Origin of the sequence: Blautia sp. BIOML-A1, assembly GCF_009883055.1 — a bacterium.
In the GTDB taxonomy this organism is placed as follows: domain Bacteria; phylum Bacillota; class Clostridia; order Lachnospirales; family Lachnospiraceae; genus Blautia_A.
On record NZ_WWVR01000051.1, the window covers coordinates 1 to 12907 of the forward strand.

Consider the following 12907-nt stretch of genomic DNA (forward strand, 5'->3'; position numbering starts at 1 on the left):
GAAAACGCACCTCCTGAATGGCAGATAGTACCAGAAGAAAATATAAAACGCTTTCAAAAATCTGTCCGCTACAAAAGGTCAGAAGATAAAGAAGCTGCTTTAGAAAAATTCAAAATCACATTTCAGAAACAAAGATTATGGAATGAGGTATTGAAGATTGAAAAAAGTGCGGATGCCCAACTTGGCAGGTCATTTGAATTTGCCCTCCCAAAAGAATGGAGCAGACAGGAACAGATTCAATATACATCCGACTATATCCAAAAAACATTTGTGGATAAGGGAATGTGTGCTGATTGGAGTATCCACGACAAAGGGGATGGCAACCCCCATGTCCACCTGCTTCTGACGATGCGACCTTTTAACCCGGACCATTCTTGGGGAAAGAAAGAAGTCAAGGATTGGGATTTTGTCAGAGATAAAAGCGGAAATATCGTGATTGACGAATCCCACCCGGACTGGTGGCAGGCTAAGAAAAACCCTGACCGTCATGGAATCCGTATCCCTGTATTAGACGAAAACGGAATCCAGAAGATTGGTGCAAGAAACCGCCTGCAATGGAAACGGGTGCTGACCGATGCTACTGGATGGAACAATCCCAAAAATTGTGAGCTGTGGCGGAGTGAGTGGGCAAAGGTGTGTAATGAACATCTGCCTTTGCATAATCAAGTTGATCATCGTTCTTATGAAAAGCAGGGAAAACTCCAGATTCCTACCATCCATGAAGGAGCTGACGCAAGAAAGATTGAACAAAAGTTTTTTGCCGGGCAGGAAATAAAAGGCTCGTGGAAAGTAGCGGAAAATCAAATCATAAAACAACAAAACACGTTATTGCAAAAGATACTAAACACCTTTGGGAAAGTATCGGGTGCATTATCATTATGGAAGGAGCGATTAAATGACATTAGAAGAAAGCCGGGAAATTATACCCTTAATGGAATCCATGATTGGTCAAATCGAAGAACAGCAGAACCTAATGGCAGAAATGATTCTGGAAATGCAGAACCGGGACACTCAACTCTCTCTTATGCAAAAACAGAATCAGAAATTACAAAAATTAAACAACGAGTTATCCGAGCTGCTCAACATTTTGCCAAATACCGAGGAACTGCTTTCCAAGATGGAAGAACAGAAAACGAAGATAGAGCTTTTGGAAAACGAAAATCAGCAATGGCAGAAATTGGCACAGAAGCTGAACAGCGAAAACAGTTTATTACTGAAACAGAACACCGAATTGCTGAACTGGAACAGCAGATAGAGAAAGGACGTGATATAGATGAACGAATCCAGAGAATCAAAGAACGCCGAACAGTTGGAAGAACTTCTGCTCTTGACCGAGGAGATACAAGAAGAACTAGAACAGAAAGAACAGCTTATCGTGGAACTGAAGACGCAGCTCAGCGAATCTCTGACCTTGAACGAGAAATTAAACAAAGAGAACAGAGCCGGGAATATTCAAGCATTAAAGAACGACTTGAAGCTGGCAGACAGAGCATTGCGGATCGAGAAAGAGAAGTTGCGAAGCGCAAACGTCATGATAGAGGAATGTCAAGATAAAATATGCTATTTAACACAGGAACGGGATTATGCCCGGACACATCAGAAAATCGTAGAAATACCGGTAGAAAAGCCGGTACTCTATGAAAAATGTGAAGCCTGTAACCGGACAGCCTATCAGAATGCAAAAGCAAAATACGAAACACAAAAAGAGCGACTTGCAGGACAGTATAAAGCAAAAACGGTAATGTTCCAAACAACCTTGTTCCTTCTTGCATGGTATTCGTTGACAACCACTCTTTTTCAGGCAGTACAGTCAGATATGTTCCTTGTCGATTGTAAATCATTCTTCAATGATTTAGCATCATTCATACAAACCTTTGTCGGATGGACGATTGATGCCGGGCATTCTGCGGCACAGATTAGTACAAAAATTCCAACTGCTTTTATAGCCGGAATGGTATATTGGTTATTGCTAATATTGATTGTAGGAATATGTATGGCAGGAACAGGGATGCTGGCGATACTGATAGAAATAAAGGTTATAGAATTATATAAGAAAAACTGTTGGGATGTTATTACTCTACTAATGATACTGACAAGTGTTGCTATTGTCATTTATTTTGGAGAATCAATCAAAAAAGTACTGTCAGTAAATCTTCTATTGCTTTTCGTACTTTCGCAGGGCGCATATGTTGGAATTAGATGTTATCTTAAAGTTTGGTTAGAAAAAAGACCATATTAGTATTTTCAACTTACTGTATAGACAGTAAAATTACTCCATACCAGCCTAGTGAAAATTTACTGTATGAAAAGAAGTATTACAGAGAAAAAAGGCTGTAAAAACAGGAACAGCCAGCCCGAAAGAATTTACGGACTGGCTGTATCAGCAGAGTAATGTAATTGTGGAGCTGACCGAGATATGAAAAGCTTTCTATCATCAATTTCGCATTATTGCAATAACAGATTGCTTCTTCCATGAATGAATAAGCAATATTGTCATCAAACTTTCAAGCATAAACATAGCAACAGCAAAAAGAGTAAAAGCAACAACCGGAAATACAAATCCCGTAGACATGCCTGCATTTTTCAAAAATATACCGATTGCATATCCGCCGGGGATTCCAACAACAGCAGTTATAAGCAATGCAATCAAAGTAGTAAAAAGACCTTCCATCATAAATGCTTGCTTCAACTGCTTATTTGTCATACCAATAGATTTTAGTGTGCCCATTTCCTGTTTCTGTGATAAAAGATTTGTCACAGTAAGATTGATTTGATTGATGACCGCAAATATCCACAAGATGGCTGCAATCGCATAAGCTAATGTAAAACCTGCACGATTGTCTGATTGGTGTTCTACAATAAAATCTTGAAGGGTTTGTAAGCGAACATCCCTATTGTCAGAAACGAGTAATTTGAGTTCTTGCTCGATTATCTCCTGATATTCAGCTTCTGCTTGTATTTCGATTGCGTATGTACAGTCATAACCTGCAAGTTCTTTGAGCATATTTTCCGGCATTCTGAAAATATAGCCACCCATTCCATCATTGCTGGAAGTGATTGCACCAATTTTGAATGCTTTTGTTATTGTTTTACCACTATGATTTTTGAAATTAAAGGTCACAGTATCCCCAATTTGAGGTTTCCAATGGTAAACATCATAAATACGTTCGGGATCACTTACAACTAATTCTGTATCATCAGTAATATTTCCAGACAAAACCGCTGCATTTAGCGACGCCAAATCCTTTTCATTATAGCCGAGCATCAAGGTGCTATCTGAAATATCATTGTCTGTTGAGAAATCAACTGGTACGGTAGCATAAGTAAATATATTGCTAACTCCCTCTATATCTCCAACACGCTTTACATAATCAGAAAAATATTCTTTCTGCAAGAGAGCATCCAAATTTTCACTTTCGTTTTCTAAATCAATGCTGATTTTGAAATCTCCGTACTTCATATCCCAATAACGAGCCATACTCTCGGCATTAAAAGAACTCTGATAACTTGCTGCAAGGAAAAATATAACTCCGCACAGTCCCAATGATAAAATGGTCAATAGAGATTTTTTTCTGTTTCTGGAAAAGCTGATTTTCGCTAAATATACAGGCGTAATACGATGTCTTTTGTGAGTGCGGTAATTTACAATTCCCACTGGATTTTTCAGGGCGGAAATTGGAGAAGTATTCGCTGCAATTTTTGCTGGTTTACGAACACTAATATAAACAAGCAGTATTCCAAAAAGGCATGCGCCACATAGAGAAACAATAAATGCAAATACTGACCAGCCTTTTGATTGCAGACAATAGCTGATGATCGTTCCCATGATACTACCAATTAAAATCCCCGGAACTACAAGCATATAACCCTGTTTAAGAACTATTTTATAAATTTGCTTTTTACTTGCCCCTATTGTCCGAAGCTGTCCGAACTCAGCAACTTTTTGTCCAACCGAAATATAGAAAATGCTGTAAATTACAAGTGCGGCAGCTAAAAACAAAATGGCAGCAACTACACCATATACCGCATAATTACTGAAGGACAAAGTTGTATTTACATAATCATAGTAACTGCTGACTGTCCAATTATTCAGTCCAGTCTCCTCTGAAATTTGAGATAATATTTCTGTTGCTTCGTCTTTTGTAAGGGTATCTGCATTTTCAAGCCAAACATATCCATTAAGCAGGTTATTTCCACGTAATTCCCGGCATTTTTCAAGTGAAACAAAAACAGGATAAGCGGTAGAAGTTTTATCATGATAAATACCAACAATAGTATAATTCTTCAAAGTACCATCCAGATTCAACTGAACTATGGCGTTGATTTCCGGAGACTTATTTTCACTGGCAAAAAAGGCATCTGTAACAGCAATTTCACTTGCTTTCTCTGGATATTTTCCGTCAAAGGCAGGAATCAAACTAAGCATGTCATCATCATAATAAATCAGAGACAGTTCTTTAGAATTTTCTTTCACTGTTTTGATATTACAGGAAAGTCCTACACTTTTTACTTCTTCGTTTGCTAACAACTTTTCTTTACTGTCCTGCGTAATGTCAAAGAAAATCCCTTGATGTAATCCTTCGATTTCTTTCTGATTTTGATAAATGATATTTTGCACTGTGAGCAACGACATCATTATCATAGCAACGGCTACAATAATTGCCGAAAGGCAAAATAAGTTTTTCTTCTTATCAAAACGCACACTTTTTCGTGCTAATTTTTTAATTACTGCACTGGTATCATTTTCAAAAGGATAATTCATAATTCCCACCTCCTTTAGCCAACAATTTTACCATCTTCAATCCGTACAATGCGGTCTGCGAGTTGAGCGATCTCGTTGTTGTGAGTAATCATTACAATGGTCTGATTAAATTCTCCGCTGGTATGCTTCAAAAGCCCTAACACATCTGCACTGGTCTTGCTATCAAGATTTCCGGTCGGTTCATCAGCAAGGATAATCGCAGGCTTCGTAATTAAAGCTCGTGCAATCGCTACACGTTGCTGTTGACCGCCTGAAAGATTGTTCGGCATATTTTCCAGTTTATCTTCTAAAGCCAACATATACACAACTTCGTCCATAAATTTCTGGTCTACTGTATCGCCATCCAGTTCCACAGGCAGGACGATATTTTCATATACATTCAAAATCGGAACCAGATTATAATTTTGGAAGATAAATCCGATGTTACGACGGCGGAAAATTGTCAATTCATCATCATTCTTTTTTGCGAGTTCTTCTCCCCGTACAATCACGCTGCCGGAAGTGGGGGTATCAAGTCCTCCCATCATGTGAAGCAATGTAGACTTACCGCTGCCGGAAGTTCCAACTACGGCAACAAATTCTCCCTGTTCCACAGTAAAATTTACACCATTAAGGGCACGAGTAATATTTGGTTCTGTGCCGTAATACTTCTTTAAGTCGATTGTTTGTAAAATGCTCATATTCAAATGCTCCTTTCAAGGCTTTCTATCTGTTGATAAAGCCATTGTAAACCACAAATGTTACACAAATGTCCGAGATAGAAAAAATTTTTATCGAAAATCAGAGTGAAATGTTACAACGCTCGGACATTTCAAAAAAAGTGGTTATATCTTACCTTACAGGAAGCATAATAGAAAATTCTGAGCCTTGCCTCAGCTCTGAAACAACCTTGATATAGCCCCCTTGCCTTGTTACAATCTCACGAGCCAAATACAAACCTATTCCCACACCCTGTTGATCGTGTACTTCTTCCTCACGATAGAAGCGCCGGAAGATGGCAGCCTGATTGCTTTCTGAAATGCCCTTGCCGGTGTCGGTCACTTTGACCTCTACGTACATTTCCCACTGAACCACTGATACAGAAATCTTTCCACCTGACGGAGTGTATTTTACTGCATTGTCCAGCAGATTGAAAAGGGCTTCGCTTGTCCACTTGCTGTCATGGGAGATTATCAAATTTTCCGGGCAATCCACGGATACAGCAATTTCTTTTTTCTCTGCGGCATATACAATACTGCTCATGGCTTGTGCAAGCGTATGGAATAAGCTGCTGTCTTTCTTTTCTAATCGTATTGCTCCGGTTTCCAACCGGGACGTTTTAACCAGTGCTTGGAACAGAAAATCCAGTTTATCAGTCTGACTACGTATGCCTTGTAAAAAGTCCATCCGTTCTTCTTCTGAAACAGGCTTTGTTAAAAGTGTGTCCGTTACCATTTGCAAATTGCTGACAGGCGTTTTAACTTGATGTGAAATATCAGAAATCAGCATTTGAAGCTCCTGTCGTTCCATGTCTACCTTGTGCCGGTTTTTCTGCATAATCTCATACAACCGAATTAAGCGGTGGTTGATACGGGCAAAAAGAGTTTCACTATCATTTGACTTTTGTAATTCCTCGTTTCCATCAATCATGTTGTCCAGCGTCCGGCACAAATTAGAAGTAAAATGAGAAAGGCGTTTTCCAAAAATCAGCACCAATAGCCAAATCCAGAAAAACGCACAGAGTGTCAATGTTCCACCCACTATAAAAATTCGTATATCCTGCATTATACCGCCGAAAATACCGGTAATTACCAGCATAGAGAAAACCATGCCAGCACTAACCAGTCTACAAATTTTCTTAGCAGAAAGGTTATTCAGATTCATTTCTTTTCGCCTCCTGTCCATTGATACCCCATACCATAAACCGTTTTGATATATGTGTCGCCATCCGCTTCAATCTTACTGCGAATACGGCTGATAGAAGTAGTAAGGGTATGTTCATCTACATATTTTTCATCAACATCCCACAGTTTTTCTAAAAATTGTTGGCGAGTAAGTACCTGCTTCGGATTTTTAAGAAATAGGTTCAACATTTTATATTCCATCGCAGAAAGTGCTAATGGTTTCCCGTTCAAACTTGCAAATTGTTCCGAAAAATCCAGAAACAAGCTACCATCCTCGTAAATATCCTTAGCTGGTTTGTGATGCTCCAACATAGCGAACATGGCTTTGATTTTTCGCTGCAAAGCACTAATCGAAAAAGGTTTTGTGATATAATCCACTGCACCAGCTTCATATCCCCGTATCTGATTGCTTTCCTGATCGTTGGCAGTTAGAAATATAACTACTGTATCAGGATGCTCTGGCTTGATAAGACGGCATAGGTCATAACCATTTCCGTCTGGTAAATTTATATCCAGCAATACCAAATCAAAAATGTTTGTTTTTAATGATTCAGCGGCTGTCCTTGCATTCAGAACAGAAGTTATTGTGTAACCGTCCAATTCCAAATTATAAGTAAGCGTTTTATTCAAAAGATTATCATCTTCGACAATTAAAATATGCTTCATATTATCACTTCCTTTTCTTTTTGCAGATAGTATAACAGGCAAATGTCCGAGAATTGTTACAAGGACAAATATATTTTTCATTTTACAGCTTTTTTCTGTGTACTGCAATTTTATAAAAGAAAGGACAGCAGTGTCAAATTGCTGTCCTTTCTTTTATCATAGCTGGTAGTGTATAAGCGTGGGTTCATCATATCGGGTGTGGTATCTTTAACTACAGGAAACTCCCTACAACACTATCTCACTTCTTGCTTAATAAAGTTCTAATGAATCTTCTGTATCCACCCACATCTGTAAATTGCCATCAAGATATAATCTTGCATATTCCAAAGGCTCATCCACAGCCAATGAAGTAAGCGCACATTCTGATCCATATGTGGTTTTTAAATTTTTTTCAGCTTCCCAGCAATCAATGCGAAGCATATATCCAGCACTTGTGTAAACATCAATACTATCGTGGTTTATATTATATTCTGCATAAATTGTTCTCATCGTATCTTATCTCCATTTTCTTTTGATAATCAGTTACAGAGTTAAATATCGAAAACATTTCAATCAGTTCACCATGTCGTTATTGTTATATGTTATATTGTGTTATGAAATTTTCTTTCCCTTAATTTTTCCCATATTAAGGTTCATGAAAAGCAATGGGAAAATGTAACACAAGGGAAAGAGTAAGGGAAAGTTCACTTGCTACAAACTTAGTATTTTCAAGGGTTTGCGAAGAATTTGATAATCAAATATAACAGTTATTAAATTTCCTAAAATATGTGAAATATCAACTAGAATTGTTCGAGCTTTTCAAATACTAACGTCCTTAATTTTGTTCAATAATTGATTTATAGTAGTTACCAAAGTCAGCAAGTGAATTAACAATTGGAAGCATTTTTGTTCCAAGTTCCGTTAAGCCGTATTCAACTCTCGGTGGCTGCTCATGGTAATCGTGGCGATATGCCAACCCATCACTCATCATTTGTCTTAAACTATCTGTCAAAACCTTTTGTGAAATACCATCTATACTTCGTTGTAGCTCATTGAATCTCCATGGACGCTCTTTCAAGTTACGCAAAATCAGCAGTTTCCATTTTCCTCCGATAAGAGATACTGCTGTTGCAACTGGGCATTCCGGTAATTCTTCTTTTGCTCGCATAATTCTCACCTCCGAGTCTATTGTAACACATTCATTTTTGAGTGTACAGTTACAAAAAGGTGCGTACTTGTTTTTGTATGTGTCTCACACTATACTAATACCAAGCAACCAGAAACTACAAATTAACTATGGAGGTTATTATGGCAAATTACACAAAAACAACTATTGGAAAGGAAAACCGAATTGAGCTGCATGAAAAGTTGTCTTTAACAGGTGCAGAAATCAGTTTAAACGAACTACCTGCAGGAGCAAATGTCCCATTTGTTCATTCTCATAAAGAAAATGAAGAAATCTATGGAATTCTTTCAGGTAACGGCAAAGCCATAATTGATGGAGAAGAAATTAGCCTTTCAACTGGAGACTGGCTAAAAATCGCACCTGCTGCAAAGCGTCAGTTTTTTGCATCCGATATTTCTGGAATTACTTATATCTGCATTCAGGTAAAAGAAAACTCTCTGGAACATTTTACAGCAGAGGATGCCGTAATCGGCTAATTAAAAGTATTTATTTACAAAAATGCACAGTTCACGATAAGCTAAGAACTGTGCATTTCTTTTTTGTTCAATATTACGTTTTCTCAATTTTTCAAACAAGAAGTTATCAGTGATTATCTTTTAGAAAACAGCCAACTACAGCGACGCCAAATCCAAGAACACCTAGGACATATCTCCAAAAATTATTTGTTGTCACAGCAATTCCTAAAGGTATTATTGCAATCCCCAATAACTCAATCTTAATTCCTTTCATCGCAAATACCTTCGTTACAGTCGAGTAGACTAAGACCTCTCAATCTTAGCCCCTCACAGATCCGTACGTGCGGCTTTCCCGCATACGGCTCCTCATAGTAACATTCACTTCAATATAAACAATAGTACGTTTCGTAGTATCATAATATAATTCTAAGGTGTATATAGGATTGATGTTTTTATCTATATTCTCTACTTTTTCCCAGTTCTCGATATCTAAAATAGCATTGACCTTATCTTTGGACGGTACTTTCGCAGAAAAATTTATTTTCCTACTAAGCACACGTGGTGACTTTGAAGAATGTCAGACGATTTTTTATGAAATCAAAAAAGAAACACTGACCGTTATAGTCAGTGCTTAGTGCTAGTTATTCTGCAAAGCTTTCTTAAAGATTCCACAGAACTTTTTACTTTTCATTTATATTTTGTGCAAAATCCCTATGACATTGAACTCCAATACTTGATAAAATAAATATGACATAAAATGTCGCTTATCCAACTTCAGGCTGCTACCTTCAAACACGCACTGCATTCTTTCCCATTGGAATGGTTCATCGGGCTTCTCTGTGCATTCTTCATTGCCAGCAAAACGTCCAAATACTTCGCATTCCGCGTGGCAAAATCAACTGACCGACCAATCTTCATCATCCTCTGCATCCAGACCTTCACAGTCTGTACAATGGTGCCGCTTATGAGCCTGCTTGGAACCATCGAATCATCAGGAATCACTTCAAACCTGATTTTTATCTGGCTCCAGACCATTTGTCTAAATTTCATTATGGCTTACCCACTGCAGATCTTAGTTGTTGGTCCGTTCTGCCGCTTCATATTCCGTCATCTGTTCGCCTCCACCAACCAAGGAAATGAATCTAAAGTCGAATACGAAATGGAACAGCAGGGATTTGCAGAATAATCTATTGATAATACCGTATACTATAGTGCCTCCTGTGAGTTATCTATTTGCACACAGGAGGTCTTATCATTTATTTTTCCATATTTCTATTTTCAAATGTAACTATCTTTTTCACACATCAGTCTTTCATAGATTATTTCCATACGCTCTATCTCACATTTCATATTAAATTTTTGAATTCTACAAACTGGAATTTGGAGTGTGCTTTATAAATTTTTTCCGATTCCCTCAAGTTCGTTCATGGAATTCTTATTTTTTTCAAGTTCATCTCTGGCTGTTGCATAATATGATTTATTGAAAAGCATGTCCCATGAAAGATATTTTGCCATACAGTCAAACTGCTTATCAATCAGCTCATACTGGATACTGTCTACGGGAGAACCACCTACAACAATCGTGCCCACTTTTTTATTTTTTAACTGCAATCCACGGCAGTAGCACTTATCAATGACTAATTTCAATTGTGCTGACATTCCCCACCAATAAACTGGCGTAGCAAAAAGAATCATATCTGCGGCAGCAATTTTATCAATTGTAGGATTTGTATCATCCTTATCGACGCATCCCTTAGAGCATTGACAGACACCACATCCCCTGCATGGTGCAATGTTGAGTTTGTCGGGTTCAATGATTTCAATTTCATTCTTTTCTGACGCTCCTTTTATAAATGCATTGATTGCTGTCAGCGTGTTTCCTTTTCTGGCACTTCCATTAATGATTACAATTTTCATGCGTGTATCCTCCAACTTTTTCAATTCAAATAACTTTAGGTTGCCTGTCATAAAATATTCGAGAAGAACTCTTCTAGTAAACTATTGATCATCTCCGGTTTATCTGTATTAGAATTATTAGCGGCCCCTTCAATCCACTTTAAAGGAATTTTCGTTTTTCTCAGTTACACAAACTGAAAAACTTTAACTATTTTCATATTAGTTTTTTATATCAAATACAGTCTGCTACATCTCATCCGGCTTTTGACCATCGTGGGCTTTCCATTGACACTCCGTCAATTTCATATCTGTAAATACCGCTTTAAACGATGAATCTTCCGGACTGCATGCATAAATTCCAAATTTGATTTTTCCTGCACCAGCCCACATATGACAAATCCTCATTTGCTTAAACCGTATTCCATCCTCAGAACATTCAATGCAATAATCATCTTCACGTCTACTGAGACGATACCACATAGATTTAATCTCTGCATCAATTTCCGTAGTTGCCCAATCTGAATATCCATTGTTTGTCACAACACTTCCCAGGTGCTGAAAATAGTCATTCTCATATTCTATAGAACCTTTCAACCAATTCTCACTGTCAAGATACATAACCACACCGCACTGATCAAAGCGATGATGGCTTTCCTTAAAATCAGTTTTCACTATAAATGAAAAAAACTTTTCCTCTGTTTCTATCTGCAGAACCGGAGCATTATCATTGCGGAAATGATAGTAAGTTCTTTGCCACAAATCAGTTCCAGGCTGTGTAATAATCTCAATTTTGTCATCTGTCAGCGTGTAATCATCAGGTTCTCTCGTCCACTTAAAGTCTTTTATATTCATCTCATTATCCCTCCAAATTACGATTGTTATAATCTTTTTCAACTCCACCTTCTTGCCCTTCGGACAAGAAGTATCCCTCGCTCAAAGAGTTCGGTCAATTCCGATTCGAAATCAAATTTACATTATTAGCAAATTCATCACCAAATTAACCATAATATCTTTCTCCTTTGGATCTGACTCTGCAATCATTAATGTTATTGCTACTAATGCACCATCACTTACCCTTTTTTGATCAGCTTTGTAAAGTATATTATTTCGAGCCAAAAATTCCAAAAATAACGATGCAGCAATTCTCTTGCATCCATCAGCATAAGGATGATCTTTTATCATAAAATACAAAAGATTGGCTGCTTTCTCTTCTAAGGAAGGATAAACATCTCCTCCAAAAACATTTTGATAAACTGCTGCAAGAATACCTTCAACTTTTCCCTTTTCTTTCTCAATCCCAAAGACATCCGAGTGAAATGAATCTTCCATTGCATTCACCATATTTCGGCAATCTTCATATGTAATTCTATAGATAGCTTTGCTTCCAGTAGGCTTTTTAAGTGATTGATGATCATACTGATCTAACAGCATCAAAGCATTTGTATATAAGCTAACAGCTTTCAACACCTCTGCTTCATCTACTTCCAAAGTGCATGCAAGCATTTTTGTTTGGATATTTATTGTTCGTTGTAAAGCTTCTAATCTTTTTTCATTGATTGCATACCCCTGTATGATATACTGTTTTAGAACACTATTAGCCCATTTTCTAAATTCTACTCCTCGATTAGATTTCACTCTATAGCCTACAGAAATAATCATATCTAAATTATAATGTTCAACTTGATACACTTTTCCATCTGAAGCAGTTGTCGCAAAATTTGCGACAACTGAATTATCCAACTCTTCTTTTAATGCATTATTAATATGTTTCCCAATTGTCTTTACATCTCTTCCAAACAATTCGGCTAACTGTTTTCTATTAAGCCATACAGTATTATTTTTTATAGGCACAGTTAACTTTATTTCTTTATCGGCAGTTTCAAACAAAATTAATTCATTCTCCATGTTTGCTTTCCCTTCTGAAAATACAAAAAATGCCAACAGTTAAAACGAATTCAATAATAAATTTTCCGTTTTTTTAATTTTCTATAATTTAGCCCTACAAATTCTTTAGGTTACAATCGCTGATGGTGTAAACGAAAAAGCAGTTTTGACATTGCAGAGAACTGCCCCTTCGTTT

14 protein-coding genes are annotated in these 12907 nt (G+C 37.4%); 4 read left to right on the forward strand and 10 right to left on the reverse strand.

Translation table 11 applies throughout. The annotated features are described in order from the left end of the window. Positions 1-1554 (forward strand): MobA/MobL family protein (locus GT674_RS15610; RefSeq protein ID WP_161286523.1); only part of this gene is annotated, 1554 nt, incomplete at its 5' end. Then, entirely contained in the window at positions 1532-2239 is a 708-nt protein-coding gene (locus GT674_RS15615) for a DUF6040 family protein (protein ID WP_118031835.1), read from the forward strand. The genes GT674_RS15610 and GT674_RS15615, both read left to right, overlap by 23 nt. A 195-nt stretch (positions 2240-2434) precedes the next feature. On the opposite strand, the gene GT674_RS15620 is transcribed toward GT674_RS15615, so the two are convergent. From GT674_RS15620 to GT674_RS15645, 6 genes are all read right to left on the reverse strand, one after another. Further along, the gene (locus tag GT674_RS15620; protein WP_161286524.1) at positions 2435-4762 is read right to left on the reverse strand and encodes an ABC transporter permease; all 2328 of its coding nucleotides are present in this window, start codon (positions 4760-4762) and stop codon (positions 2435-2437) included. A 14-nt stretch (positions 4763-4776) separates the two neighbouring features. Beyond that, on the reverse strand, positions 4777-5442 hold the full coding sequence (locus GT674_RS15625) for an ABC transporter ATP-binding protein (RefSeq protein WP_006859033.1): 666 nt from the start codon (positions 5440-5442) through the stop codon (positions 4777-4779). A gap of 151 nt (positions 5443-5593) precedes the next feature. Next, positions 5594-6625: a sensor histidine kinase gene (locus tag GT674_RS15630; RefSeq protein ID WP_006859034.1), complete on the reverse strand. Its 1032-nt coding sequence runs from the start codon at positions 6623-6625 to the stop codon at positions 5594-5596. Next, complete coding sequence (locus tag GT674_RS15635; RefSeq protein ID WP_009265522.1) at positions 6622-7311, reverse strand: response regulator transcription factor; 690 nt, start codon at positions 7309-7311, stop codon at positions 6622-6624. The genes GT674_RS15630 and GT674_RS15635 overlap by 4 nt, the downstream gene beginning before the upstream one ends. 249 nt (positions 7312-7560) lie before the next feature. Continuing rightward, a complete protein-coding gene (locus GT674_RS15640) occupies positions 7561-7800 on the reverse strand; it encodes a DUF6061 family protein (protein WP_006859036.1) in 240 nt (79 codons plus the stop codon). A 325-nt stretch (positions 7801-8125) separates the two neighbouring features. Next, the gene (locus GT674_RS15645) at positions 8126-8458 is read right to left on the reverse strand and encodes a winged helix-turn-helix transcriptional regulator (protein WP_008373705.1); all 333 of its coding nucleotides are present in this window, start codon (positions 8456-8458) and stop codon (positions 8126-8128) included. Between the two features lie 140 nt (positions 8459-8598). Between GT674_RS15645 and GT674_RS15650 the strand changes: the two genes are divergently transcribed. Beyond that, positions 8599-8952, forward strand: coding sequence for a cupin domain-containing protein (locus GT674_RS15650; RefSeq protein WP_004614173.1), 354 nt, complete (start codon positions 8599-8601; stop codon positions 8950-8952). 106 nt (positions 8953-9058) lie between these two features. Here GT674_RS15650 and GT674_RS17180 read toward each other — a convergent pair whose 3' ends face one another. Beyond that, on the reverse strand, positions 9059-9205 hold the full coding sequence (locus GT674_RS17180) for a hypothetical protein (protein WP_192926056.1): 147 nt from the start codon (positions 9203-9205) through the stop codon (positions 9059-9061). Between the two features lie 483 nt (positions 9206-9688). Between GT674_RS17180 and GT674_RS15655 the strand changes: the two genes are divergently transcribed. Next, positions 9689-10117, forward strand: a complete 429-nt coding sequence (locus tag GT674_RS15655) for a DUF2798 domain-containing protein (RefSeq protein WP_161286526.1) — start codon at positions 9689-9691, stop codon at positions 10115-10117. Positions 10118-10323: 206 nt separating this feature from the next. On the opposite strand, the gene GT674_RS15660 is transcribed toward GT674_RS15655, so the two are convergent. From GT674_RS15660 to rhuM, 3 genes are all read right to left on the reverse strand, one after another. Further along, positions 10324-10848, reverse strand: a complete 525-nt coding sequence (locus GT674_RS15660; protein WP_062807680.1) for a flavodoxin family protein — start codon at positions 10846-10848, stop codon at positions 10324-10326. Positions 10849-11073: 225 nt separating this feature from the next. Next, positions 11074-11679, reverse strand: coding sequence for a DUF1349 domain-containing protein (locus GT674_RS15665; RefSeq protein ID WP_005426072.1), 606 nt, complete (start codon positions 11677-11679; stop codon positions 11074-11076). A 117-nt stretch (positions 11680-11796) separates the two neighbouring features. After that, entirely contained in the window at positions 11797-12732 is a 936-nt protein-coding gene (rhuM, locus tag GT674_RS15670; protein ID WP_161286527.1) for a RhuM family protein, read from the reverse strand. Positions 12733-12907: the final 175 nt, after the last annotated feature.

Coding starts and splice junctions, on each gene's coding strand:
- GT674_RS15665 (WP_005426072.1), bottom strand. CDS start 11,679: ATGAATATAAAAGACTTTAAGTGGACGAGAGAACCTGATGATTACACG.
- GT674_RS15625 (WP_006859033.1), bottom strand. CDS start 5,442: ATGAGCATTTTACAAACAATCGACTTAAAGAAGTATTACGGCACAGAA.
- GT674_RS15655 (WP_161286526.1), top strand. CDS start 9,689: ATGTCGCTTATCCAACTTCAGGCTGCTACCTTCAAACACGCACTGCAT.
- GT674_RS15620 (WP_161286524.1), bottom strand. CDS start 4,762: ATGAATTATCCTTTTGAAAATGATACCAGTGCAGTAATTAAAAAATTA.
- GT674_RS15640 (WP_006859036.1), bottom strand. CDS start 7,800: ATGAGAACAATTTATGCAGAATATAATATAAACCACGATAGTATTGAT.
- rhuM (WP_161286527.1), bottom strand. CDS start 12,732: ATGGAGAATGAATTAATTTTGTTTGAAACTGCCGATAAAGAAATAAAG.
- GT674_RS15660 (WP_062807680.1), bottom strand. CDS start 10,848: ATGAAAATTGTAATCATTAATGGAAGTGCCAGAAAAGGAAACACGCTG.
- GT674_RS17180 (WP_192926056.1), bottom strand. CDS start 9,205: ATGAAAGGAATTAAGATTGAGTTATTGGGGATTGCAATAATACCTTTA.
- GT674_RS15630 (WP_006859034.1), bottom strand. CDS start 6,625: ATGAATCTGAATAACCTTTCTGCTAAGAAAATTTGTAGACTGGTTAGT.
- GT674_RS15650 (WP_004614173.1), top strand. CDS start 8,599: ATGGCAAATTACACAAAAACAACTATTGGAAAGGAAAACCGAATTGAG.
- GT674_RS15615 (WP_118031835.1), top strand. CDS start 1,532: ATGATAGAGGAATGTCAAGATAAAATATGCTATTTAACACAGGAACGG.
- GT674_RS15635 (WP_009265522.1), bottom strand. CDS start 7,311: ATGAAGCATATTTTAATTGTCGAAGATGATAATCTTTTGAATAAAACG.
- GT674_RS15645 (WP_008373705.1), bottom strand. CDS start 8,458: ATGCGAGCAAAAGAAGAATTACCGGAATGCCCAGTTGCAACAGCAGTA.